Origin of the sequence: Streptomyces chisholmiae (assembly GCF_031845445.1) — a bacterium.
In the GTDB taxonomy this organism is placed as follows: domain Bacteria; phylum Actinomycetota; class Actinomycetes; order Streptomycetales; family Streptomycetaceae; genus Streptomyces; species Streptomyces chisholmiae.
Window position 1 is genome coordinate 151,636 of sequence record NZ_JAVREO010000005.1, and the last position, 23,976, is coordinate 175,611.

Annotated in this window: 19 protein-coding genes; 5 read left to right on the top strand and 14 right to left on the bottom strand. The window is 74.8% G+C overall.

Annotation, left to right across the window (positions count from 1 at the left end; all coding sequences use genetic code 11):
- Nucleotides 1-2: 2 nt before the first annotated feature.
- Complete coding sequence (locus RM844_RS10265; RefSeq protein ID WP_311666713.1) at nt 3-1,724, bottom strand: cellulase family glycosylhydrolase; 1,722 nt, start codon at nt 1,722-1,724, stop codon at nt 3-5.
- A 164-nt stretch (nt 1,725-1,888) separates the two neighbouring features.
- Nucleotides 1,889-2,563: a hypothetical protein gene (locus tag RM844_RS10270; protein ID WP_311666714.1), complete on the bottom strand. Its 675-nt coding sequence runs from the start codon at nt 2,561-2,563 to the stop codon at nt 1,889-1,891.
- 156 nt (nt 2,564-2,719) lie between these two features.
- On the opposite strand from RM844_RS10270, the gene RM844_RS10275 reads away from it, so the two are divergent.
- Nucleotides 2,720-3,175, top strand: coding sequence for a tellurite resistance TerB family protein (locus RM844_RS10275; protein ID WP_311666715.1), 456 nt, complete (start codon nt 2,720-2,722; stop codon nt 3,173-3,175).
- Nucleotides 3,176-3,285: 110 nt separating this feature from the next.
- On the opposite strand, the gene RM844_RS10280 is transcribed toward RM844_RS10275, so the two are convergent.
- Both RM844_RS10280 and RM844_RS10285 read right to left on the bottom strand, forming a co-directional pair.
- Nucleotides 3,286-4,221 carry a M56 family metallopeptidase gene (locus RM844_RS10280; RefSeq protein ID WP_311666716.1) on the bottom strand — a complete coding sequence of 312 codons (936 nt, stop codon included), beginning with the start codon at nt 4,219-4,221 and terminating at the stop codon, nt 3,286-3,288.
- Nucleotides 4,222-4,224: 3 nt separating this feature from the next.
- Nucleotides 4,225-4,626: a BlaI/MecI/CopY family transcriptional regulator gene (locus RM844_RS10285; RefSeq protein WP_311666717.1), complete on the bottom strand. Its 402-nt coding sequence runs from the start codon at nt 4,624-4,626 to the stop codon at nt 4,225-4,227.
- Between the two features lie 165 nt (nt 4,627-4,791).
- Between RM844_RS10285 and RM844_RS10290 the strand changes: the two genes are divergently transcribed.
- Nucleotides 4,792-6,192: an LCP family protein gene (locus tag RM844_RS10290; RefSeq protein ID WP_311666718.1), complete on the top strand. Its 1,401-nt coding sequence runs from the start codon at nt 4,792-4,794 to the stop codon at nt 6,190-6,192.
- 18 nt (nt 6,193-6,210) lie between these two features.
- On the opposite strand, the gene aztD is transcribed toward RM844_RS10290, so the two are convergent.
- The 4 genes from aztD to aztB form a co-directional block, all read right to left on the bottom strand.
- Nucleotides 6,211-7,422, bottom strand: a complete 1,212-nt coding sequence (aztD, locus tag RM844_RS10295; RefSeq protein WP_311666719.1) for a zinc metallochaperone AztD — start codon at nt 7,420-7,422, stop codon at nt 6,211-6,213.
- A gap of 142 nt (nt 7,423-7,564) precedes the next feature.
- On the bottom strand, nt 7,565-8,497 hold the full coding sequence (gene aztC, locus RM844_RS10300; RefSeq protein ID WP_311666720.1) for a zinc ABC transporter substrate-binding protein AztC: 933 nt from the start codon (nt 8,495-8,497) through the stop codon (nt 7,565-7,567).
- A complete protein-coding gene (locus RM844_RS10305) occupies nt 8,494-9,720 on the bottom strand; it encodes a WD40 repeat domain-containing protein (RefSeq protein WP_311666721.1) in 1,227 nt (408 codons plus the stop codon). The genes aztC and RM844_RS10305 overlap by 4 nt, the downstream gene beginning before the upstream one ends.
- Nucleotides 9,721-9,836: 116 nt before the next feature.
- Nucleotides 9,837-10,715, bottom strand: a complete 879-nt coding sequence (gene aztB, locus RM844_RS10310; RefSeq protein WP_311666722.1) for a zinc ABC transporter permease AztB — start codon at nt 10,713-10,715, stop codon at nt 9,837-9,839.
- 49 nt (nt 10,716-10,764) lie between these two features.
- Between aztB and aztA the strand changes: the two genes are divergently transcribed.
- Nucleotides 10,765-11,583, top strand: a complete 819-nt coding sequence (gene aztA, locus RM844_RS10315; RefSeq protein WP_394814476.1) for a zinc ABC transporter ATP-binding protein AztA — start codon at nt 10,765-10,767, stop codon at nt 11,581-11,583.
- A 416-nt stretch (nt 11,584-11,999) separates the two neighbouring features.
- Here aztA and RM844_RS10320 read toward each other — a convergent pair whose 3' ends face one another.
- The gene (locus tag RM844_RS10320; protein WP_311666723.1) at nt 12,000-12,980 is read right to left on the bottom strand and encodes an alpha/beta fold hydrolase; all 981 of its coding nucleotides are present in this window, start codon (nt 12,978-12,980) and stop codon (nt 12,000-12,002) included.
- 124 nt (nt 12,981-13,104) lie between these two features.
- On the bottom strand, nt 13,105-16,107 hold the full coding sequence (locus RM844_RS10325; protein ID WP_311666724.1) for an AfsR/SARP family transcriptional regulator: 3,003 nt from the start codon (nt 16,105-16,107) through the stop codon (nt 13,105-13,107).
- 584 nt (nt 16,108-16,691) lie between these two features.
- On the opposite strand from RM844_RS10325, the gene RM844_RS10330 reads away from it, so the two are divergent.
- The gene (locus RM844_RS10330; protein ID WP_311666725.1) at nt 16,692-18,521 is read left to right on the top strand and encodes an outer membrane protein assembly factor BamB family protein; all 1,830 of its coding nucleotides are present in this window, start codon (nt 16,692-16,694) and stop codon (nt 18,519-18,521) included.
- Between the two features lie 1,125 nt (nt 18,522-19,646).
- On the top strand, nt 19,647-20,768 hold the full coding sequence (locus RM844_RS10335) for a ferric reductase-like transmembrane domain-containing protein (RefSeq protein ID WP_311666726.1): 1,122 nt from the start codon (nt 19,647-19,649) through the stop codon (nt 20,766-20,768).
- 34 nt (nt 20,769-20,802) lie between these two features.
- On the opposite strand, the gene RM844_RS10340 is transcribed toward RM844_RS10335, so the two are convergent.
- The 4 genes from RM844_RS10340 to RM844_RS10355 form a co-directional block, all read right to left on the bottom strand.
- Complete coding sequence (locus RM844_RS10340; RefSeq protein ID WP_311666727.1) at nt 20,803-21,096, bottom strand: hypothetical protein; 294 nt, start codon at nt 21,094-21,096, stop codon at nt 20,803-20,805.
- 25 nt (nt 21,097-21,121) lie between these two features.
- On the bottom strand, nt 21,122-21,754 hold the full coding sequence (locus RM844_RS10345) for a hypothetical protein (RefSeq protein WP_311666728.1): 633 nt from the start codon (nt 21,752-21,754) through the stop codon (nt 21,122-21,124).
- Nucleotides 21,754-22,332: a hypothetical protein gene (locus RM844_RS10350; RefSeq protein WP_311666729.1), complete on the bottom strand. Its 579-nt coding sequence runs from the start codon at nt 22,330-22,332 to the stop codon at nt 21,754-21,756. Before RM844_RS10350 ends, RM844_RS10345 begins: the two co-directional genes overlap by 1 nt.
- A gap of 104 nt (nt 22,333-22,436) precedes the next feature.
- Nucleotides 22,437-23,651: a putative T7SS-secreted protein gene (locus tag RM844_RS10355; protein ID WP_311666730.1), complete on the bottom strand. Its 1,215-nt coding sequence runs from the start codon at nt 23,649-23,651 to the stop codon at nt 22,437-22,439.
- Nucleotides 23,652-23,976: the final 325 nt, after the last annotated feature.

Here is a 23,976-nt window from a genome sequence, read left to right on the forward strand (position 1 = left end):
GGTCAGGCGGGCGAGCCCGTGACCTGGGAGCCGGAGGTGGTGAGCGTGTAGTTGACGGTGCTGCCGCTCCAGAAGTGGAACGTCAGCTCGACGGTGGCACCGTCCCGCACGCCCGCGAAGAACTCCGCGGTCAGCGCGATGGTGCCGGCCTCGTAGTCCGGGTCGAAGGTGTAGCCGAACTCCTTGTACGAGGTCCAGTCCTGCGGGCCGGCGTTGCCGCCCTCCGCGTAGACGGCCTCCATGGTGGCCAGCTGGTCACCGAGGAAGGCCGCCGGGATGACCAGCTCGTCGGTGGTGCCCGAGGCCGCCTCCAGGGTCGGGGCCTCGTAGGTGAGGACCCGCACGTCCCACGGCGCCCCGGCGGAGAACTCCAGCGTCAGCTGGGCGTTGACACCGTGCTCCTGGGAGGCGGTGAGTTCGGCCAGCAGGTCGGCGGTGAGCGTCAACTGGTCGCCGCTGAGCGTGTAGTCGGTGCCCTCGACCAGCGGCGCGCCGTCCTGGGTGACGGCGGTCAGGGTGGTGCCGTTGGGGTTGAGGGTGAGGGTGGCCGGCGCCGGGTCGCTGCCGCGCGCCACGAAGACCTGGTCGCTGGAGGCGGTGCCGGAGCGCCCGGTCCAGCTGGCCGCGATCTGCCGGAACAGCGCCGGGTCCTGCCAGTCGAGCCCGGTGCGGTCCAGGTGCTGGCCGTTGTCCCAGAGCATGGTGGTGACGCCGTGCTCCCTGGCCTCGGCGCCGAACGCCTCGAAGAACTTCAGCTTCTCGCCCTGCTGCACGGTGCCGGTGTGCTGGTCGAAGCCCAGCAGCCCGAACTCGCCCAGGATCACCGGGATGCCCTGGGAGACGAAGGTCTGGTCGACCCGCTCGAACATGCCCTCCAAGTCGGCGCGGGTCTCGTCGTCGAAGTGCGTGTAGCCGGCGATGTTCACGCTGAACGGCCAGAAGCCGTAGTAGTGCACGGTGGCGGCCAGGTTGGGGTCGTTCAGCTCGGCGAAGGTGGCGGCCAGCTCGTCCAGCCGCGGCTGCTCGGAGGCGGTGTGCAGGGTGGGCAGCACCAGCACCCGGTCCACGTTGCCGCCGCCGGAGCCGCGGACGATCTCGTGGAAGGTGGCGTTCAGCTCGTGCAGCAGCTCGGCGTTCTGGGCGTCGCCGGAACTGCCCTCGAAGAAGGGCTCGTTGATGCTCTCGAAGAGCACCTCGTCGGGGGCGTCGGCGAAGGTCTCGGCGAGCTGGTCCCAGGTGGCGGTGTAGCGGGCGAGCACCTCGTCGTGCTGGGTGGGGAGGTTCATCACCCACTGCCAGGAGTCGTGGTGGATGTTGATCAGGACGTAGAGGTCCTCGGCCAGCGCCATGTCGACGACTTCCTGGACCCGGGCCAGGTGGTCGGCGTCGATGGCGTAGTCCGGCGCGGCGCCCTGGTGCTGGGACCAGGTCACCGGGATCCGGACGCTGTTGAAGCCCTCCGACTTGATGGCGGCGAACAGCTCCTGTTCCACCCGGGGGTTGCCCCAGGAGGTCTCGTCGTCGCCGGTGGCGTCCAGGGTGTTGCCGAGGTTCCAGCCGGGTTCCATCGCGGCCACGACCTCCTCGGCGGAGGCCGGTTCGGGCGCGGTGGTCGGCTCGGTGAGCGGGTCGGCGGCCTGGGCGCCGCCGGGCAGGGCGGCCAGCCCGAAGGCGGCGAGGATCAGGGTGGTGACGGCGAACGAGGGTCGTGCGCGGCTCTTCACGTGCGCCCCTTCCGTTGCGTTGTGTTGGGGGGTGGGGGCGGAGGGGTGCGGATCGTCTCCCCGGCCGGGCGGTTGCGGAACAGCGGCCGAACGACGCGCGGGAGCGCTCCCATCCGTGACATCGGGGATGCTAGCTGTCGAACGGCGTTCGCTGAACAGGTCGTTCACGAACCTCGCGATCGACCGGCGGCCGGGGCCGGCCGGCGGGTCCGCAGCAGCCGGACGGCGGTCGGGAGGCGGAAGGACTGGGGACGGGTGCGGCCGTCGCCCAACTCCAGGTAGCTGCCGGTCTCGTTGAGGCCGAGCCCGCCGGTCAGGTCGGTGAAGGCGTCGGTGACCAGCACCGGGTAGCGGGCGAAGACCTCGGCCAGCCGCCGACGCGCGGGCGCGGCGATGCGGAAGTCGGGGTCCAGCACCGACTCCAGCTCCACCGCGAGGTAGTGCGCCCCGGCCGCCACCAGGCGCGCCAGGTGCGCCTCCTCGGCAAGCAGCCGCACATCGTCCTTGAGCACCGCGCCGACGGTGGCGATCAGCGGAACGTCGAGCGCGGTCAGGGTGGCGAGCTGGGCGGCGAGCGGCTCGGTCTTGGCGGCGTCCACCGCCGTGAACTCGACGTAGTCGGGCGCCAGCCGGCGCACGGTGTCGGCGAGCGGCCCGGGGGTTTCGGCGCGCAGCGCGACGACGGCGCCGGTGGCGGCCCGGACGGCGGCGAAGGTCGCCTCGCTGATCGTGCGCGACGCCCGGTCGTCGGCGACGCCCAACCGCATCACGATGATGTCCACCGCGCCGACCAGTTCGGCTTCGCGCACCGAGCAGACGGGCCCGATCTTGATCACCATGTGATCAGTCTGGCCGATCCCCCCGCCCGTCGCGCCCGGCCCCCGGTCCGGGGGATACGGTGGCCGTCGACCGAAGTTCTACACTTCTGTAGATCGCAAGCGGGCCCCCGGGCCCGCGCCGTCCCCCGAACACCCAGACACACAACCGGAGTTGGCATGGCCCTGTGGGACCGCGTCAAGGAGTCCGCCGCATCGATGCAGACTCAGCTGAACGCCAAGAAGAACGACCTGAAGAGCGGCGCCTTCCGGGAGGCCAGCCTGGCGATGTGCGCGCTGGTGGCCGCCGCCGACGGCTCGATCGACGCGGCCGAGCGCCACCGCGTCGGCCAGTTGATCACCACCAACGAGGTGCTGCGCAACTTCCCGCCGGAGGACCTCAAGCGCCGGTTCGAGGAGAAGGTGAACGTGCTGGTCACCGACTTCGAGCTGGGCAAGGTGAGCCTGCTCCAGGAGATCGGCAAGGCCGCCAAGAAGCCGGCCGAGGCGCGCGCGGTGGTCCAGATCGGCATCGTCATCGGCGGCGCGGACGGCTCGTTCGACGCGGCGGAGCGCGCGGTGGTCCGGGAGGCCTGCTTCGCGCTGGGCCTGAACCCGACCGAGTTCGACCTCTAGCCACCGCCGGCCCCGGCCGCCGGCCCCGCGGGGACGGCGGCCGGGGCCGGTGTGGTCGCGTGCTGGCGCCGGTCGGGCGTGACGGCGGCCGCCCGGCGGCCGGGAGCCGGTCAGCCGGTGGCGCTGCGCAGCACCAGGAAGAGGGCGGTCGCCGCGTCCAGCGAGGAGAGGGCGGAGGCGGCGACCCCGCCGGCCGCCACCCAGGCGGCCAGCCCCGCCGTGGTCCGCGCCGGCGGCCAGCCGCGCGCCGGGGGCGCCGGCGCGAGCAGCGCGGCGACCCGGCGCGGCACCGGCCCCGGAGCCGCCACCCCGGCCAGCGGCAGCGCCGGCGCCGGCCCGGAGACCAGGGCGGCCCGGCCCACCGCGCGGGCCATCAGCACCCGGTCCCCCACCGCGCGGGCCGCCGTCTCGTCGGCCCACCGCTCCACGCTGTAGGCGACGGCCCGGCGCAGCGGGCGCAGCAGCGGGTGGGCGCAGGCGGCGAGTTGGGTGAGCAGCAGGAAGCGGTGGTGGCGGCCGGCGAGGTGGGCGCGCTCGTGGGCGAAGAGCGCGCGCCGCTCGGGCGAGCTGAGCGAGTCCAGCATCGCGGTGGAGACCACGATCCGGGCCCGCCCGGCGCGGTGTCCCGGCGCGGTGTAGGCGTAGGGCGTGGCGTCCGGCAGCACGGCGACCTCGGACGGGGGCAGGCCGGTCAGCGCGTGGGCGACCGCGCGCCGCACCCGGTGCTGGCGCCACAGCGCGAGGCCGCAGGCCACGGCGACGACGAGGAGCGCCGGGATGGCGGCCCGGCCGACCACGCCGTCGTAGGGCAGCGCGGCCCGCACCTCCGGGTCGGACCAGCCGTCCGGCAACGGGTTGCCCGGGAGTTGGGCGGTGCCGACGATCATGATCAGCACCAGGCACATGGTGCTGCACAGGGCGAGCAGGCAGGCCACCCCGGTCAGCAGCCGGGTGGCGGCCCTGGGGTGCAGGTGCTGCTCGGCGTACCGGGCGATGGGCCAGGCGGTCAGCGGCAGCACCAGGGGCAGGAAGACGAAGACGCCCACCGGTCAGCCCTCCGCCTCGGGGGGCCCGGTGGAGCCGAGCAGGTCGCGCAGCAGCCGCTCGTCGTGCGGGGAGAGCGCGCTGACGAAGCTGGCGAGCACCGCCTCCCGGTCCCGCTGGCCGTCCAGCACCCGGCGCATCCGCAGCGCGGCCAGCCCCGGCACGTCGGCGGCGGCCCGCCACAGGTAGGCGCGGCCGACCCGCTCCCGGGTCACGGCGCGCTTGGTCAGCAGCCGGGAGAGGATGGTCATCACCGTGCTGTAGGCGAGGTCGCCGTCCAGCCGCTCCTGCAGCTCGACGGCGGTCAACGGCCCGGCCGCGCGTAGCGCGGAGAGCACCAGCGCCTCCAACTCGCCCTGGCCGCGCCGGGGCAGGGAAGCGCCCGGCGGGCTGTCGCGTTCTGCCACCCTGCCTTCTCCCTTCAGCGGGCCCGGTCCATCGTACTGAGCGCCGAACCAAACCCTAGTTCTACAGTGTTGTAGATTTCAGCTCCCGGGCATCCCTCCGCCGGGGGCCGCTTTCGCGCGGCCCGCCGGTGCCCATCTGGCAAGAACGACGAACGGGGAGACTTCGTGCCCGGTACGCACCGCTCCGCACGGCCCCGCCGGGCCGGCCGCGCCCGCACCAGGACCCGCCGGATCCTGCTCTGGACAGCCGGCACGCTGGCGCTGCTGGTGCTGGTCGCCGCCGGGGCCGGCGCCTGGCTCTACTACCGGCTCAACGGCAACATCACCGCGGCCGAGGTCGACGACAAGCTGGGCGAGGACCGGCCCGAGGACCTCAGCCCGGGCGCCAAGACCATCCTGGTCGCCGGCTCCGACACCCGGGAGGACACCGACGGGAGCTACGGGCACACGGAGGGGATGCGTTCGGACACCCTGATGGTGGTGCACGTGGCGGAGAACCGCGAGTGGGCCACCGTGCTCTCGCTGCCCCGGGACTCCTGGGTGGAGATACCCGCCTGCCAGCTCGACGACGGCTCCAGCACCGAGCCGCACTTCGGCAAGATCAACGAGTCGTTCGCGCTGGGCGGCATGCACGGCGACGCGGGCTCGGCCGCCGCCTGCACGATCCGGACGCTGGAGCACAACACGGGGCTGCGGATCGACAACTTCGTCTCGCTGGACTTCCTCGGCTTCAAGGACATGGTGGACGCGCTCGGCGGCGTGGAGGTCTGCCCCGAGGAGCCGATCGACGACGACAAGGCGCACATACAGCTGGAGGCCGGCTGCCAGATGCTCGACGGGGAGCAGGCGCTGGGCTATGTCCGGGTCCGCTACAGCGTGGGGGACGGCAGCGACATCGGGCGGATAAGCCGGCAGCAGGAGTTCATGCGCTCGCTGGCCGAACGGGCACAGGACCGGCTGACCAGCCCCACCTCGATGTACGACTTCCTGGACGCCGTCACCAGGTCGCTGACCACCGATCCCGAACTGGCCGGCCTGCAACCGCTGTACGACCTGGCCAGCGACCTCCAGTCGGTGCCGGAGGAGAACCTGACCTTCCTCACCGTCCCCAACTACCCGCGCGAGCTGGACGTGCCCGAGGACACCGCCAACGTGGTGTGGCAGTACCCGCACACGGACCTGCTCTTCGACGCGCTGGCCCACGACCGGTTCCTCTCCGAGGACGAGTTGGCGGCGGCGGCCGAGGAGCTGCTGGCGATGGACCCGGCCGAGATCCGGGTGCGGGTGCTCAACGGCACGGACGTCCCGGGCCGGGCCGCCGAGGTCGCGGACGAGCTGCGGGCGGCCGGTTTCCAGGTCACGGAGACGGACAACGCGCCCGCGCCGGTCCCCACGACCGTGATCAGCCACCCCGAGGCGCTGGCCGGCCAGGCCAGGGCGCTCGCCGCGCGGCTGCCGGGCAGCGCGGTCGAGACGGCCGCCGCCGGGGACGGGGAAGGGGCGGGCGGCGGGGAGTTGACGTTGACCCTCGGCCCGGACTACCCGGGGCTGCGGGCCCCGCGCTGACCGCGGCCCGGCGGGTCGTCAGTGCTGGTGCACGACGCCGCTGATCTCGTTCGGGGCCTGCGGCAGTTCGGCGGTGGTGAGGATCTCGCCGGACTCGATGTCGATCGCGTGGATCTCCCGCTCCTCCGGGTCGGTCACGAAGGCCGTGTGGTCACGGACGAAGAGCGCGGGGCGCGGCTGCTGCCACTCCAGCGGCTCCTGCCACTCCCCCAGCACCTCGATCCGCTCGGTCACCTCGGCGGTCTCCGGGTCGATGACGTGCAGCGCGCCGTCCGTGCCGAGCACCAGCGCCTCCCCGTGCGGGCCCCTGGCCAGCGAGCGGAAGGTGTAGCTGGTGCCCAGGTCGACCAGTTCCAGCTCGCCGGTCGCGGTGTTGACCAGGGAGACCTGCTCGGGCCGCTCCAGTTCGGCGTCCGGGTCCTGCTTGTAGTCGCCGAGCACGATCGGCGACTCCTCGCTGCCGGCGACGTTGCCGATCCGGCCGTAGTCGGTGGGGCTGGTCACCTTGGTGAACTCGCCGTCCTGGTAGATCAGCGCGCCGTTCTCGCAGCCGACCAGGACGGCCTCGTTCTGGGCGACGGTCTCGCCGTGCACGCCGGGGCACTCCTCGTTGCGGGCGATCTCCTCCGTCCAGTCCTCGGCCAGCACGACGGCCCCGCTGCGGGACTCCTCGGTGCCGAGGGTGACCAGGAGTTCGCCGGAGTCGAGGGTGACCGCGACGCCGTGGTGCGCCTCGGCGGCCTGGTAGGTCTCGGTCGCCGGCAGGCCGTCGCCGAGGCCGTGCGGGTCGAAGGCGGTGACCTCGCCGGTGCCGTCGGCGAAGAGCACCGTGTTGCCGCCGTGCCGGACCACGTGGCCGGGCTTCTCGCCGGGGAACTCGTCCTCGGTCAGCTCGGCGCCGGTGGCGTCCAGCACCCGGAAGCCGGTGGCGGTGGAGACCAGCAGGTGGTCGTCGTCGCCGGCCGGGTTGATCCGGTTGAAGCCGTCGAGCGGGATGTCCTCGGCCACCTCCAGGGTCTCGCCGTCGAGCACGAGGAGGCCGCCGTCGTAGGTGAGGACCAGCGGGTGGTCCACCGTCGTGCCGGTGGAGCCGGCCGCGTCCTCGGCGGCGGCGTTGCTGTCGGCCGGCTGGTCGGCGGACTCGTCGGTGTCGTCGGAGCCGCAGGCGGTGAGGGCGAGCGCGAGCGCGGCGAACGCCGCTCCGCCGCGCAGCAGGTGTGAGGTGCGCATGATGGGTGGGTCTTCCTTCCGTGGGGACAGGGTTCTTCGGGCAGGCTTGGGGAACCGGCGGCGCGTCGGGCGCCGACGGGTCGTGGATCGGTCGTGGCGGGTCGTGGTGGGTCGTGGATCGGTCGCCGGGTCGGCGGGGTGGTCAGCGGTCGGCGGTGAGGGCGGTGACGATGGCCTCGGTGTTGGCGCGGGCCATCTCCAGGTAGGTCGCGGCGCCGCCGCCCTCGGCGGTGAGCGACTCCGAGTGCAGCTCGACCACCTGGACGTCGACGCCGGCCTCCTCGGCGAGCACCTGGGCGAGCCGGTCCGGTTGGGAGGAGTCGGCGAAGATCGCCGGCACCCCGTGTTCCCGAACGGCGCCGGCCAGCGACTCCAGGTCGGAGGCGCTGGGCGAGGCCAGCGTGGTGCCGGACGGGATGACCGCGCCGACCACCTGGTAGCCGTAGCGGTCGGCGAGGTAGCCGAAGACGTGGTGGTTGGTGACCAGCGCGCGCCGTTCGGCCGGCACGCTCGCCAGCTCCCCGGTCATCCAGGTGTCAAGCGCGTCGAGTTCCGCCAGGTAGGCCTCGGTGTTGGCGCGCACCGCCGCGGCGTCCACCCCGGCCACGTGCTCGATGACGGCCGCCGAGACCAACTCGGTGGCGGTCCGCACGCGTCGCGGGTCGGTCCAGAAGTGCGGGTCGAGCTGGCCGGCCGACTCGTCCGAGGTGTAGGGCAGCGGGTCCACCTCCTCGCCGACGGCCAGGGTGGGCACGCCGGCCTCGGCGGCGGCCTCGACGTTGCGCGCCACCCCCTCCTCCAGGCCGAGCCCGTTGTGCACGACGAGACCGGCCCGTTCGATGGTGGCGGCCTGCTGGGCGGAGACGCCGAACGAGTGCGGGTCGGCGTCCGGCTTCATCAGCACCGTGACGTCGGCCTCATCGCCGACCACCTCGCGGGTGATGTCGCCCAGGATGTTGGTGGTGACCACCACGCCGTCGCCGCCGTCCGCCGCCGATCCGGTGCAGGCCGACAGCAGGGCCGCCCCCAGCAGCGCGCCGAGCAGCGCCGGCGCGAGGCGCCGCGGGCGGCTCATCGGCCGGTCTCCACCATGAGGTCGGGCGTGATGCCCGGGGTGAGGGTGCGGGCCAGCCGCAGCTCGTCCTGGTAGTCCACCTCGTGGACCACCCCGGCCGCCGGGTCGTTGACGTAGGCCCGGCTGGTGTCGATCTCGATCACCGGCGGGGCCGAGCCCTCGGCCGGCGGCTCCGCCAACAACTCGGTGCTGGCCAGGAGTTGGCCGTCGGTGAGGTCGTGGGCGCGCAGCGTGCCGTCGGCGGTGAGGGTGAGCAGCGTCACCCCGTCGCCGACCGCGTTGGCGGCCACCACGGGGCCGGTCGCCACCAGCGTCCAGGCGCGGTCGGCCAGGTTCAGGGCGAGGACGCCGGCCTCGCCGGCCGGGGCGGTCAGGGTGTCGCCGCCCGGGCGGAGGGTGAACTCGCGGGCCACGTCGGCGGCCGGCACCCCCGCCGGGTAGGCGATCTTCTCGCCGCTGAACGTGTCGCCCTCGGCGGTCACCAGCAGCGCGCCGTCGGCGCAGGAGAAGACCGCGCCGCGCCGGGTCACCGCGGCGCCGCCGGGCTCCGGGCAGGACGCGTCCACGGTGGCCACCGGCTGCCCGTCGGCGTCCCACACGCTCACCGTGTCGGGTGCCTCGGCGCCGGGCACCAGCAGGTGCTCCTCGTAGGGCACAGCGGCGCCCAACGCGCCGTCGCCGGACAGCACTTCGGGATCGGAGAGGGTGCCGGCGGCCAACTCCTCCCGGTCCAGCAGCCGGACGGTGCCGTCGGCCAGCGACAGCGCGGCCCGGCCGGAGTCGGCGTGCGCGGCGCGCACCTCGGCGGCGGCCACGGTGCCGAGCGCGGCCGGCTCGGTCCGGTAGTAGTGCACGTGGTCGCCGTGGTCCACGGTCCAGGCACCGGAGTCCAGCACGTGGGTGGTGCCGTCGCCCGTGGTGAGGTAGCCGAACCGGCCGTCGCCGCGCAGGCCGGTCGGCTCCGGCGCCCGGCCCACCTCGGTGATCTCCTCGGTGGTCAGGTCGAACACCACCGTCTCGCCGGTCTCGGCGTCGGCCAGCAGCAGCCGGGACTGGGCCTCGGCCGTCTCCTCGGCGCCCGGCACGTAGCCGTGCGGGGTCGCCTCCTCGGTGGGTTCGGGCGCGGCGTCCGCCGGTTCGTCGGCCGTGCCGCCGCAGCCGGCCAGCAGCGCGGCCAGCGCGGCGACGGCCGCCGTGGCGCGCGCGGTTGTTCCCGCCTTCACGTCGTGGTTTCCCTTCTCGTTCCTGTCGGTGGTCGGTGGTCGGTGGTCGTGCCTGGTTTCCGCCGGTGCCCGGGCGGTGCGGGTCGCTCGCGCGGCGGTGGCGCGGGCGGGAGTTCTCAGGTGCCGGCGGTGCCGGCCTCGGGAAGCGGCACGTCCCTGGCCCGGCCGCCGCGGGTGCGCCACGCGGTGCGCAGCCGGAAGGCGCCGGCCGAGACGAAGAACGCGGCCACCGCGACGGCCGCGATCGTCGCCCCCGCCGCCGTGCCCAGGTGCCAGGACAGCAACAGCCCCAGCGCCGTGGAGCCGGCGCCGACCAGGGCGGCGCCGAGCATGATCAGCGGGATCCGGCCGGCCCACAGGGCGGCGGTGGCCGGCGGCGCGATCAGCAGTCCGAAGACCAGCAGCGTGCCGACCACGTGGAAGGACGCGACGATGGCGAGCGTCATCAGGCCGAGCAGCGCCAGGTGCGCCAGGCCGGGACGGAGCCCCAGGGTGTGCGCCTTCCGCGCGTCGAAGACCAGCGCCACGAAGGCGCGGTGCCCCACCACCGCCACCAGGGCGGCGACGGCGAGCGCCAGCGAGAGATAGACCAGGTCGCGGTCGCGCACCGCCAGCACGTCGCCGAACAGGAAGCCGGTCAGGTCCACGGCGAACGACTCCGAGTGGGAGACGATGATCACCCCGAGGGAGAGCATCCCGACGAAGAGCAGCCCGATCCCGGCGTCCCCGGAGATCCTGGGCAGCCGGTCGACCGCCGTCACGCCCAGGGCCATCGCGCTGGCGCTGGCCGCCGCGCCCAACAGCGGGTTGGCGCCGAGCAGCGAGGCGATCGCGACACCGGGCAGCATGCCGTGCGCCATGGCGTCCCCGAGGAACGCCATGCCGCGCAGCACGACCCAGGTACCGGCGAGCGCGCAGATCGCCGAGACGAGCACGCCACCCCACAGGGCACGTTGGACGAAGGACACCTCGAACGGGTCCAGGAACCATTCCATAGCTCGCACTTTATAATGAAAACGATTATCGGATGCAAGGAGGGGTGTTGTGAGGAAGACCTCGGCCGCGGCGGGTGTGGCCGGCGGCCACGACGCGTCGGACGCCGTCGAGTTGCGCGCCGTCTCGGCCGGCTACGCCGGACGTCAGGCGCTGCGGGAGATCACCGCGCGGCTGCCGCGGGGCCGGGTCACCGCGCTGGTCGGCGCGAACGGTGCCGGGAAGTCCTCGCTGCTCAGCGTGCTGGCCGGCGTGCTCAGACCCACCGCGGGCACGGTCGGCGGGCTCGGCGGGCGCCGGCCGGCGCTGGTGGTGCAACGCAGCGCGGTCTCCGACGCGTTGCCGATCACCGTGCGGGAGACCGTCGCCATGGGCCGCTGGGCTGACCTGGGCCCGTGGCGCCGGCCGCGCCGCGCGGACCGCGAGCTGGTCGAGACCTGCCTGGACCGGCTCGGCATCCAGGACCTGGCCCGCCGGCAGTTGGGCGACCTCTCCGGCGGGCAGCGCCAACGCGCCCTGATAGCCCAGGGGTTGGCCCAACGCCCGGAGCTGCTGCTGCTCGACGAGCCGACGACCGGGCTGGACGCCGAGGCGCACCGGCTGATCACCGACGCCCTCGACCGGGCGTGGGCCGAGGACGGCACCACGGTGGTGCACGCCACCCACGACCTGGAGCTGGCGCTCCGCGCCCACCACTGTCTGCTGCTGGCCCACGGCCGGCTCCTCGCGGCGGGCCCACCGGCCGAGGTCCTCACCCAGGACGCGCTCCGCCGGGCCTGGGGCACCCCGGACCTCACCCCGTGGCCGCCGGCGGAGCCGGCGGCCACGCACGGGACGGCCTCGGTGCCTGACCGGGGCGGGCACCGGTAACGGAGCCGGCGCGCCGCGCCGACGGCCAACGCCGGGCGGGCCGCGGCCGCTTGCGGCGGGCGCCGGCTACCGGCGGCGGTCGGCGACGGAACGGCCATGCCGGGCCGGCATGGTCCGGCCGGAGGCCGGCCGCCGACACGGCGCGGGCGGGCGCGCCGGGTGCTCCGGGGCCGGCCAGCACCGCACGCGCGCCGAGATCGGGGCGAGGGCCCGCCGGCAAGGCCGGGCAGCGGAGGGCGAGTCGCGGCGCGTCCGCCGAACCGGCCACCGGCACCACCGGAGCCGGGCGGGCGCGGCCCGCGCCGCCCATCGGCCCCGGTCGGTCACCGCACGCGCGCTGGGGCCGAGGCCGGGCCGCCGGCGGGCGGCGGGCCGGCACCCCGCTCCGCTTCTGCGCGCGGGCGGTCGCGCCCCGGTCAGGGGAGGGTGGCGAGCCAGTCCAGGAGGAGGCTGGTCACCTCGGCCGGGCGTTCCTGCTGGATCCAGTGGCCGGCGCCGTCCAGGAGGTGCGCGGCGGACAGCGCGGGCATCGTGGTCGGGTAGGCCGCGATCGCCTCGGCGAGCCAGGTCGTCGAGGCGTCCCTGGTGCCACCGATGAAGAGGGACGGCTGGGTGATGGGCGCGCCGTCCTGGTCCGCGAGGTCGGCCCAGTCCCGGTCCACGCAGCGGTAGCGGCTCAGCGCCCCGGTCAGCCCGGTGCGTTCGAACTCGCCCGCGTAGTAGTCGAGTTCGGTCTCGGTGAGCCAGTCGGGGCGGGCCCCCTGGGGGAACCGGTCGCGCAGCAGCCCGCCCCGGCGCAGGAAGTGCGGGTCGGGCGCGTCGGGGCCCGGCATGGTGTCGGCGGAGAGCGCCGCGTAGAAGCCGGCGAGCCAGCCGCGCACGTCGGGCTCGATCTCGGCCTCGGCGCGGCCCGGCTCCTGGAAGTAGGAGACGTAGAACTCCTCGTCGGGGCCGCCCAGTTGGCTGAAGATCTCGCTGGGGCGCGGGCCGCCGCGCGGGCTGTAGGGGACGCTGAGCAGCGCCACCGCGGCGCACCGGTCGGGCCGCAGCAGCGCCGCGTTGGCGGCGATGTTGGCGCCCCAGTCGTGGCCGACCAGCACCGCGGACCGTTCCCCCAGGGCCTCGACCACGGCCGCGACATCGGCGACCAACTCGACCATCCGGTAGGCGTCGGGGTCTGCCGGCCTGCTGGAGCGGCCGTAGCCGCGGACGTCGACCGCGACCGCCCGGTAGCCGGCCGCGGCCAGCGCCGGCAGCTGGTGGCGCCAGGAGTACCAGGACTCGGGGAAGCCGTGCAGCAGCAGTACCAGCGGGCCGCTGCCCTGCTCGACCAGGTGGACACGGCCGGCCGGGGCGGGCACCAGCCGGTGGACGGGGGCGGGGACGCGGTCTCCCATGAGGGCCTCCGGGGGGTTGCGGCGCCGGCGGTTCTCCGCCGGGTGCCACGATCATCACCAGCGGGCGAGCGGCCGGGCCAGCACCGTTGCCGGTTCGGCAAGCCGGGCGGCGGGAACGACCCGATCAGCCCTCGTCGTCGTCCAGCTCGGCCAGCCGGGCCCTGACCTCGTCGGCCTGCGGCAGGTCGAGCGCCGTGTAGTGGGCCAGGGCCTGCCGCAGGTGGTCGCGGGCCGCCGCGCGGTCGCCCAGCGCCAGGTGCACGGCGGCGGCGCCGGCCTGGCTCTCGGCCACGTGGGCGCGCAGCCGGGCGGTCCGGGTGGCCAACTCCAGGCTCTCCCGGTAGTGGCGCAGCGCGGCCTCGTGCTGGCCGGCCGCGGCCAGGCTGGCGGCCAGTTCGTTGCGGGCCTCGGCGACGACGTGCACCGCGCCCGCGCGCTGGCTGACCGCCAGGGCCTCCTCGTGCAGCTCCAGCGCCGCCGCGTGGTCGCCGGCCAGCCGGCGCAGCCGGCCGAGCAGCCGCAGGCAGTCGCAGGCGACGGCCCGGTACCCGGTGCGCCGGGCCAGCTCCAGGCCCTGCTCGGCGTGCACCCGCGCCTGCTCGGGATCCCCGGTCCGCAGGTGCAACTCGGCGATGGCGCTCAGCGAGTTGGACTCGTTGGTGATGTCGCCCAGCGCGCGGGCGAGCGCCAGCGCCTGCTCCGCGTGGCCCAGCGCCTCCCGGTAACGCCCCAGGCCGGTGAGGCAGTTGCAGGCGTTGACCAGGGTGGAGCGGCGCACGGAGCGCGGCACCACCGTCTCGTCGAGCGCCAGCACCGCCTCGAACTGCGGTAGCGCCTGGGCGAGCTGGCCGGCGCGCCCGTAGGCGATGCCCAGGTTGTTGAGCGCGCTGGCGTGGTAGTCGAGCTGGCCGGCGCGCAGGTATCCGTCCCTGGCCCGTTCCAGGTGGCCGATCGACTCCTGGAAGTCGCCGCCCAGCAGGGTGACGGCCTGGCCGATGCTGCTCTCGGCCCGGGCCTCGGCGAACAGGTCGCCGACCGCGCGCGCCGCCCGCAGCTTCCACTCGCTCAGGGTCAGCAGGGCGTCGCACCGGCCGATCCGGTCGAGTTGCCGCTCGACGGTGTCCGACAGGGTGATGGTGAACGCGGCGTCGCTGTCCCGGGTGACCGCCAGCAGGTTGTCCAGCTCCGCGATGAGCCAGCGGGCGGCGTGCTCCTCGGAGGCGAGCCCGGGCGCCTCGCCCGGCCAGGCCGGCACCCGGGGGCGGCGGTCCTGGTCGTAGGGCACCAGGACGCCCATCGCGGCCGAGGCGGTGGCCAGGTAGAAGGCGCGCAGCCGGGCCAGGGCCGCCGCGCGGTCCGCGGCCGGGTCGGTGGTGGCGGCCAGCTCGGCGGCGTAGGCGCGCAGCAGGTCGTGCGGCTGGTAGTGGCCGGCGGTCGGCTCGTCCAGCAGGTGGGCGCGGGTCAGGGTGGTCAACGCCCGGCGGGTGACGGCCAGTTCCTCGCCGACCAGGGCGGCGACGGCGTGCGCCTCGACCTCCTGGCCGGGGTGGGTGCCCAGCAGCCGGAAGACCCGGGCGGCCGTCGGGTCGAGCTGTCGGTAGGACCAGGAGAAGACGGCCCGGACGGCGGTGTACGGGTCGTTGTCCAGGTCCAGCAGGTCGAGCGCCCCCTGCTGGTCGGCCAACTCCGCGGCCAGGTCGGCCAGTCGGGCTCCGGGCCGGACGTCGGCAAGCTCGGCGGTGATGCGCAGCGCCAGCGGGAGCCGGGCGCAGCGTTCGATCAGCGCGTCCGTGGCGTCCGGTTCGGCCGTCGCCCGGGCGCCGAGCACCTCGTGCAGCAGGGCCCTGGCGTCCGCCCTGGACAGCCGGTCCAGCCGCAGCCGTCGGGCGCCCTCCCCGCTGACCAGCCCGGCGAGCGCGTCCCTGCTGGTCACCAGGGCGAAGCCGGCGGTGCCGCCGGGCAGCAGCGGCCGCACCTGGTCCGCGCTGCGGGCGTTGTCCAGCACCACCAGCAGCCGCCGGCCCGCGACGAGCGACCGGAACCGGGCGGCCCGCTCGTCCTGCCCCCTGGGGAGCGCCCCGCCGGTCAGCCCGAGCGCCCGCAGGAAGCCGCCCAACGCGTCCTGGGCGGTGACGGGTTGCTCGGGGCCGTAGCCGCGCAGGTCCACGTAGAGCTGCCCGTCGGGGAACCGGTCCCGCACCCGGTGCGCCCACCGGACGGCGAGCGCCGTCTTGCCGACGCCGGCCGTGCCGGCGACGGCGGAGACCACCACCGGCTGGTGGCCGGCCACCAGCCCGTCCAGCTCGGCCAGTTCCGCCTGGCGGCCGACGAAGCCGGCGATGTCCGCCGGGAGTTGGGCCGGCGGCACCTGGTCGGCGTCTGCCCTGGGCTCGTCCAGCGACTCACCGGCCCGGATGCGGCGCTCCAACTCCCGCAACTCGGAGCCGGGTTCCAGGCCCAGCTCGTCGACCATCAGCTGCCGGGCGCGGCGGTAGGCGGCCAGCGCCTCGCGCTGCCGCCCTGACCGGTGCAGGGCGGTCATCAACAGCCCGTGGAAACGTTCCCGCAGCGGGTGCTCGGCGACCAGCCCGGTCAACTCGCCGACCACGGCCGCGTGGTTGCCGCGGGCCAACTCGGCCTGGTAGAGCGCCTCCCGTCCGGCGAGCCGGCGTTCGGCCAGCCGGCGGCCCCAGTCGCGGAGCGCCGGGACGTGGTCGAGGCCGGCGAGCGGGGTGCCGTGCCACCGGTCCAGCGCGGCGCGCAGCGTGGTCACCGCCTCGGCCGGGGCGTCCCGCAGCCGGCTGGTGCCCAGCCCGACCAGCTCCTCGAACCGCTCGGCGTCCAGCTCCCCCGGCGCCACCCGCAGCCGGTAGCCGTCCGGGCCGAGGGACAGCCGCTCGGGGTCGTCCAACGCGGCGCGCAGCCGGTGCACATGGAGGTGCAGGCGCTGACCGGCCCGGTCGTCGGCCCGCTCGCCCCACAGCGCCTCGGTCAACTCGCCGACGGAGACCGGCCGGTTGGCGGCGGCCAGCAGCATGCCGAGGAGCACCCGGCGCAGCCGGCCGGGTACCGGCTCGGCCGCCGCTTCCCGCCGGATCGCCACCTGCCCCAACACCTGGAACTCCACCGAACGCTCCCCCGTCGTGCCGTGCCTCCCGGCGGCGGGTGCCGGTCCCGCGGGCGCCAGGAAAGCGCGAAGAAAGTGAGGCCACCATCATGGCTGACGAAAGGGGCACCGTCGGACGCTCGCCGTCGGACGGGGCACCCGCCGGGGGAGACGACTCCGCGGTGGCGACACCGGGGAACCGTCGCGTGGGCGAGATGCGAGAAGGACCATGAGTGTGGCAGCGCGGCGACGCCGCCTCCGAGCGGCCGTCCGTGGCACGCCCGACTCCCCGGTGCCCGGCCGCACCGCCGGCACCACCGGTGACCCCGCGCCCGCCGCGGTCTCCGACGGGGGAGAGACCACGGCGGCGTGGGGCGGCGCGGCCGGCCGAGCCGGCGCGCGGCGCCTCGCGTCGGCGCGCGGCCCGGCGACCGCCGTGGGGTGAGAGCCGGGGCGGGTCGACCGGGGCCGTCCCCACCGGGTCGGCCCGCCCCTCCCCCCGCGGCCACGCCACCGCACCGCCTCGGGCCGCGGCCCGACCGACCCCGTGGCCAGCCGCCACCGTTCCTCCGCGACCACCGCGCGCATCATCGAAAGGCACCACCATGTCAGGCGGATACCAGCCCCCCGCGGGGCAGTCCGGGCCTCCCCAGCCCCCGCCCCACCCGCAGCACGGCGCCCCGCCGCCCCCGGCGGCCGGCGGCTTCGGCCCGCCGCCGGGGGGCGGCGGCTTCGGCGCGCCGGGCGGCCAGGGCGGCTACGGCGGCCAGCCGCCCGGCGGTTACGGTCCGCCCCCGCCCGCCGGCCCCGCCAACCCCGGCGGCTACGGCGCGGCACCGCCGCCGCCCGGCGGCTACGGCGGCCCGCCCGGGATGCCGCCCGGCGGCCAGCCCGGCTACCCGGGCGGCCTGCCGCCGGTGCCGCCGGGCGGCGGGCGGAAGCGGTCGCCGTGGCCGGCGATCCTCGCGGTGGTCCTGGTGCTGGGGCTGGCCGGCGGCGGCTGGTTCCTCCTCGGCCCGTCGGACGACGACGGCGGCGGCGACGCCCGCCCGCCGGCGGTGAGCCCGGACACCCCGGGTGGCCAGGTGTGGTCGGTCGCCGAGGAGGTCGACGACGGCGCGCGGCCGAACGGCTTCTGGGTCGTCGGGGAGACCGTGGTGAAGTCCGTCGAGCAGCGGTTCACCGCCTACTCGGTGGCCGACGGCAGCGAGGTCTGGTCCCTGGAGCTGCCCGACACGGAACACGTCTGCGCCCCCACCACCGACAACGGGGAGGGCGTCATCGTCGTCGGGCACGGCGACTCCAACTGCGGGCAGAACATCACCCAGATCGACCTCACCACCGGCGAGCAGGGCTGGAGCCGGCCGCTGGACCCCGAGGACAACCCGCTCAGCTTCCAGATCGCGATGGCCGGCCCGTCCTACGCCATCCACACGCTCGGCGGCTGGAACCTGCACCGGGTCGCCGACGGCGAGCTGATCCACGCGGCCGGCGCGCTCTACGACTCGCTCAACCAGGACGTCAACCAGACCGACTTCGCGAACGAACACCAGCTGGTGGACGGCGAGGAGCTGTGCTCGGTGGACGCGGTCGCGGGCGGCGAGAAGCTGATCCGGCGGCGCACCTGCGCGACCGTGACCAGCGCGGCGTCCGGGAGCATCACGGAGCCGGTCTTCCGGATCGAGGAGATCGATCCGGCCAGCGGCGACACGCTCTGGAGCATGGACCTGCCGGAGGGCAGGTGGCTGAGCAACGTGCACAGCGTCTCACCGCTGATCGTCTCGCTGCGCGGCGAACAGTTCGGCACCACCAACGAGTTGGCCTTCATCGACCAGGGCGTGATCACCGCCCAGCTCCCCTTCGACCAGCTGGGGGTCGGCGCCGACGACCTCCACCTGGTGCGGGAGGGCGTCTGCCGGGGCGATGTCGTCTCCTACCACCGGGTGGACGACTGCGGCGGGATGGCCGTGGTGGGCGAGCGGGTCTACTTCTCCCCCGCCGGCTCGATAGCCGTCGGCACCCCGGTGACGGCGGTCGACGTCACCACCGGGGCCGTCGAGTGGATCCACCAGACGGAGGACTTCGCCGACCAGACGGTGCTGGCGGCGGACGAGAACGGGGTGATCGTGCACCAGACCGGCTTCGGTGACGAGCCGGGGCAGGTGATCCGGCTGTCCGCGGACGGGCAGACCGTCGAGCCGCTCTTCCGCACCGAGGGCCTCTATGTGAGCGCCACCAACTTCAACGCCTTCCTGGGCGACCACTTCGTGTTCAGCCAGGCCGACTACTCCTTCGACTTCGACCTGGCCTCCTACGGCGCCGACGGTCAGTCGACGGGTGGCACGGCGGACCCGGCGGAGGAGGACCCGGCCGCCGAGGACCCGGCCGCCGAGGCCTCGGGCGGGGGCGAGACGGACGGCGCGGCGGTCCCCTGACCGCCGCGCGGGGTGGGGGTGCCCGTCCCCCGGCGGCCACCCCCACCCGGTCCCGGTGCGCACGGGTCGTCGGGCGACCGCGCACCGGGACGGCCTCCGGCAGGTGCCGCCCCGCCACCGCGGGGCGGCACCGCGCCGTCACCGGCTGACGTAGCGTCAGCCGGTCGCCAAAACGGGCCAGTTCGGCCCGTACCCCAGCCGGCGTCGGCCGGTCCGCCGGCCCCTTCGCCCGCAGTTGGACGAGCAGTGTCCCCAACCGACGCCCGGCCACCCGGGGTTCGCGCGGCGCCTCGGCCAGCGCGGCGGTCAGCGCGGCGGTCGGCGTCGGGCCGCCGTCGAGCCGGGCGATGCCGACGTCCGCCGGCTGCACCGGACCGTCGTCGCCCGGCAGCGGGCTGGCCGGCTTGACGTCGCGGTCAACGATGCCGAGCGCATGCGCGGCGGTCGGCACCGCCGGCGGGTCGAGGCCGAGCGCGGCCACCCGGGCGGGCGGCAGCGGCCCGTCCCGCGCCACCGCCTGACGCGGCGTCACGGCCCGGACCGGCTCCCTCACGATCAGCACCGAGTCGTGCTCGACCAGCACGTCGTGCCCGGTCACCGCGTTCCGCCCATGCGGCTCCGGGCGGCGGCGCGCGCCCCGCGGGGCATCCGGGCCCGCGCGGTGGCCCGCGGCGGGCCGACCGGTCGGCCGTCGTCGGGGCGGTGCGGGTGGCGGCGGTCGGGGCGGCCCAGTCGACGGTGATCCGGGGGGCCGCCCCGGCGCGGCTCCTCGACCGGCGTGCACCCACCGCCGGCGAGGAGTCTCGCAGGCGGCGGGCGGCCGGCCGACGCCCGCCGCGCCCGGCCCGGCGCCCGCCGAATCCGGCCCCCCGGGCCGCAATCGTTTTCCGGAACGGGCCCGTCGGATATTCGGCGCGGAAAGTTCCCGACGATCCGTGAATTTATCCGCCCCCGCCGGTGAAAGCATCCAGGGGGCCGGCGAATTCCGGAATCGGGCCGACATCTTCCGCCGCGTTGGAAATGTGGTTACGCTGCCCGGCGGGAGCGCGAGACCATGGAAGTCACCACCGTATTCCTTTCCACCAGTGACCCGTCAGTGAGCCTTGTCGAAAGCGGAGTTGAGTGATGGCAGAGGTCTCGGATTCGACAGCGCCCACCGCCCCGCCGGACAGACCGGGGCGCGCGGGCCGGGCCGGCTTCGACTGGGCGGGGCTCCGCGCCGACCTGCGCGGCGCGGTGCCGGACGCCTCGCTGGCCCTGGTGATCACGCTGCTCATCTACTGGCTGCTCTACGCCCGGGTGGCGAACGGCACGTCGGCCACCATCGAGATCATGCCGATGCTGGAGGACGCCGACGCGTACTGGATGTACTGGATGTGCCAGGCGTTCGGCTGGTCGGCGATGCTGTGGGCCTACGTCACGGTGGTGTTCGGGCTGATGCGGTCCGGGCCCCGGCCGCGCTGGGGCTGGCTGCCGGCGGCCCGGCTGGAGAAATGGCACCGCACGACCAGCCTGACGACCATCGCGCTGATGTTCCTGCACGCCTTCTTCTTCTTCACCGAACAGCTCCGCACCAACCAGGAGAACTGGTCGTTCGGCCGCAGCCTGTGGACCGCGTTCGTGGATGTCTTCGTGCCGGGCGGATACGCCACCGGCACCGGCCGGGTCGCCATCCTGATCGGGCTGCTCGCGCTCTATCTGGCCATTCCACTGGGCCTGGCGTTCTATCTGCGGAGCCGGACCGGCGCGCGGCTGTGGCTGGCGCTGCACCGCTTCGTCATCGTGGTCTACATCCTCAGCGCCTGGCACACCCTGCTGTACAGCACCCAGGGATGGTTCGACGGCCCGTTCCGCACCTTCCTGTGGGCGACCCAACTGCCGATCGCCGGCCTGCTGTTGTGGCGGCTGCTGGCGCCGGCCCGGCCGGGCGAGCGGCTGCGGGCGCGCGGCGCCGGGCGCCGGGACGTGGCGGTGCCGTTCGCCGCGCGGCTGGCCGCCCGCCTGCTGGTGGGGGCCACGCTGGTCGGGCTGGTCCTGGTCATCGTGACCGGCGTGGACGGCGGGCGCCCCAGGGACGGGGCCTCCGCCGCGCCCTGGCCGGCGCAGTGGGTGATCTGGCTGGGCCTGGCGCTGTTCACGCTGGCCGTCGTCGCCGTCGTGCTGCGCCTGCGGCACCGGGCCGGCGGCCCCGGGGCCCGCCGGGAGCGGGAGCCAGCCGAGGAGCGGGCGCCCGCCCGGGAGGGCTGACCGGCGGGGCCGGCCGGCTCGGCACCGGCCGCCGTCAGGCCTCCTGGAACGCCCGGGACAGCTCCTCGTCCACCTCCCGGAAGCCCGCCAGCACCTCGTCCAGCGCGTCGGCCGCCGCGTCGGAGAACTCGGCGAGCTTGCCGATGCCGTACTCCCACTCGTCGCCGAAGTCGTCCATCTTCCGCTCCAGCCGGTGCACCCCCATCTCGGCTCCGTTGACGTTGGCCATCGACTGGCAGGGCCCGCGCAGCAGGTTGGCGATGTTGCGGATGTTGTCGCGGTTGGTGCTGAGCTGGTCGTAGTCGAGATAGACGTCGCTGTCGCTCATCCGGTCTCCCCCGGGTAGGTCGTGGTCACCGGGCCGCCGCCACCGGGACGGCGGCCCCTTCGGGCTGGTCGCTGAACGAGATGCCGCGCAACAGGCGCACCAGGGTGGGCATGTACCGGTCCCAGTGCCGCACGGCCGGGGTCGCGAAGGACACCGTCAGCAGGTACCGCTCCCGCAGGGACGGGCCGTCGGGCACCGGCACGTAGGCCTGGAGCTCCGCGAACGGCACGTCGGACGGTTCCAGTTGGGGCACCTGGTACACCCGGGGGCCGGTCACCACGGCGGCCGGCTGGCCGCACGGCAACCCGTAGACGTTGCCGCTCCACAGCTGCCCCCGGGCCGCCACCAGCGACTGGAGCACCCCCTCGGCGGCGACCCTGGCGCTGTCCCCGTAGGGGAACTCCGTGGCGGTGACCGCCATCGTGGCCAGCGAGGGCTCGCCCTCCATCGTGCCGATCACCGAGCCCGAGTACAGGGCGCCGATCCGCGCCAGCGCCTGCGAACCGCCGTGCACCTCCCGCAGGACGCGCCGCTGGACCTCGGCGTCGCCGGACTCCAGGTCCGGCAGGTTCTCGAACGCGTAGGCGTAGGCCTCCTCCGGGCTCATCCCGACCGGCATCTGCCGGAAGTGCTCCGGCACGTCGAACGCGACGTACATCAGCCGCCTCCCCCTTGTTCCTCGTGGCTCCAGAAGACCCGCTGCCGGTCGAAGTCGGCGAGCGTCCTCCGGTACTCCGCTTCCTTCCGCGCCCGCCGGCGCGGGTACCAGAGCAGCGACGCGCCGCCGGCCAGGGCGACGCCCAGGCAGGGCAGCGCGCCCAGCGGCGCGCTGACCAGGAACCAGACGCCCCCCGCCAGGGCCGCCACGATGATCGCGACCATCGGCCACAACTGCTGGATCAGCGGGCGCTTCTCGTACAGGTACAGCCCGAAGCGTGCCTCCGCCGCCGTCATGGGCGAGATCGCGCTCGCCGAGGGGCCCGGCGCCGCGGTCGCCCACCAGGCCCCGTTGGTCTCGTAGTGGTACTTCGCCCAGGCGGCCCGCCGCCTGGCCGACTCGTCGTCGTCCCTGGCGAAGGCGAACCTGCTGATGCCGGTCTGCGGGCTGATCTTGCACCAGGTCAGCTCGTAGCCGTACTCGTGGGCGATGGCCAGCACCGGGAACAGCCGCCCCTGGGTCACGACCTCGACCTCGGCCGCCCCGTCGAAAAGCGCGATGATCTGGTGGTCTTTCACGTGTGACTCCCGTGTGGTTCGGCTGGAGTGGGTGGTGCGGCCGGGGCGCCGGGTGCGGTCAGGCACCGCTGGTCACCGCTGCCCGGAACTGTCCCGGCGCCCCCTCAGCCTTCCTCGCCGCCCGAACGCCAGGCGTTCTCGAACGCGACCAGCAGCGGACCGCCGGTGAGCGCCATCTCCCCCCACTGCCGCGGGTTCTGTGGCACGAAGTGGTTGAAGACCGACGGGTCGCCGAACAGGCCGACCACGCTGTCCGCGAGGGAGATGTTGCCCAGGCCGGTGGTGTAGTCGCTCCCCCTGACCGCCGTGGCCGCCCGGCCGATCGTGCCGCCCACCCGGGCCAGGGCACCGACCACCGGGATGGCGCCCAGCGCGTCCTGCCCGATGCTGCGCCAGGAGACGTCGGCGCCCGCGAGCTTGGCCACTCCGTGGCAGACCAGGGCGCCCGCGGCGAGCCCGGCCGACACGGTGCCGAGGGCCGTGCCGACCGCCGCGCCCAGCGGGCCGGTGAACGGCGCGGTGGCGAACGCCAGCAGCGAGAGCACCCCGACCGCCGTGCTGAGCAGCGCCAGCACGTCACCGATGGCGGCGATCCGCTGCGCGTTCTCGACGATCCAGTTGACCAGGCCCTCGGCGATGTCGCCGATCGCCTCGACCATGCCGGCGGCGGCGTCGACGAAGGCGCTGCCCAGGCGGGAGAAGAAGCCGGGCTCGTTCGGGGCCAGGTCCATGGCCCGGCCGATGCGGTCCGCTATCGACTCGCCGTAGGCGACGAAGCCGTCGCGGAGCACCTCGGCCTGGCGGTACACGTCGTCGTAGGAGGTCTGGAGGCGCTGCCGGTCCGCCTCCAGCTGACGGCGGTCCTCCGCCGCCTGGTCCGCCTCCTCGTCCTCCAGCATGCCCTCGCGGAGGATCTCCTCCATGGAGGCGGGCCCCGGCAACGCGTCCAGCTGGGACTTCAGCTCCTGGGCCCGGTCCTCCAGGCCGCGCGCCGCGCGCTGCTGCCCGGGCACGTAGCCGGCCCAGTCCTCCAACGCCTGCGCGGCCATCAGGAACGACTCGTGGACGACCTCGACCTTGGGCTTGAAGTCGTCGTCGAACCGCTCGCGGAACGCCTCGGCGGAGCGGCCCCGCCACTGCCCCTCGCCGGTGCCGCGCAGCAGCGCGACGATGTCGCCCAGCGAGGTCGTGGTGGTCCGCACCTCGGTGGTGACGCTCTCGATGGAGTCCATCCGGCCCGGGCAGGGCACGAAGCCCAACGCCGGGTATTCGGCGGCCTGTTGTGAGTCGGGCTCGACCGATGGGGTCAGCCAGTTCATGGCGCGCCCCCGTCGGTCGGGTCTTCGGGTGTCCGGCTGTGGCACGGTGGCACGCCGAGTCGCACGTTTCCCCCCTCAAGGATCGTGTTCCGCGCGTGCGGACACCCCCGAGGAACCTCCACGCGTCCCGCACACGCCGCGCCAGGGTACGAACACGCAGCACGCTTTCGAAAGCGCGACCGGTGCGCTGTGAGGTGAATCACCGTTTCGTGGTGGTGAGTTGACGGTCCGTTGGCTGACAGGTAGCCGGTGCCGCCCGCCCCGGGGTGGCAACGGGCCGGTGCGGCCGGGAAGTTACCCAGGCTCCAGCGCCGCCGCTGGTCGC

Coding starts and splice junctions, on each gene's coding strand:
- aztB (WP_311666722.1), bottom strand. CDS start 10,715: ATGGAATGGTTCCTGGACCCGTTCGAGGTGTCCTTCGTCCAACGTGCC.
- RM844_RS10270 (WP_311666714.1), bottom strand. CDS start 2,563: ATGGTGATCAAGATCGGGCCCGTCTGCTCGGTGCGCGAAGCCGAACTG.
- RM844_RS10275 (WP_311666715.1), top strand. CDS start 2,720: ATGGCCCTGTGGGACCGCGTCAAGGAGTCCGCCGCATCGATGCAGACT.
- RM844_RS10320 (WP_311666723.1), bottom strand. CDS start 12,980: ATGGGAGACCGCGTCCCCGCCCCCGTCCACCGGCTGGTGCCCGCCCCG.
- RM844_RS10345 (WP_311666728.1), bottom strand. CDS start 21,754: ATGTACGTCGCGTTCGACGTGCCGGAGCACTTCCGGCAGATGCCGGTC.
- aztC (WP_311666720.1), bottom strand. CDS start 8,497: ATGAGCCGCCCGCGGCGCCTCGCGCCGGCGCTGCTCGGCGCGCTGCTG.
- RM844_RS10330 (WP_311666725.1), top strand. CDS start 16,692: ATGTCAGGCGGATACCAGCCCCCCGCGGGGCAGTCCGGGCCTCCCCAG.
- RM844_RS10340 (WP_311666727.1), bottom strand. CDS start 21,096: ATGAGCGACAGCGACGTCTATCTCGACTACGACCAGCTCAGCACCAAC.
- RM844_RS10335 (WP_311666726.1), top strand. CDS start 19,647: ATGGCAGAGGTCTCGGATTCGACAGCGCCCACCGCCCCGCCGGACAGA.
- aztD (WP_311666719.1), bottom strand. CDS start 7,422: ATGCGCACCTCACACCTGCTGCGCGGCGGAGCGGCGTTCGCCGCGCTC.
- RM844_RS10355 (WP_311666730.1), bottom strand. CDS start 23,651: ATGAACTGGCTGACCCCATCGGTCGAGCCCGACTCACAACAGGCCGCC.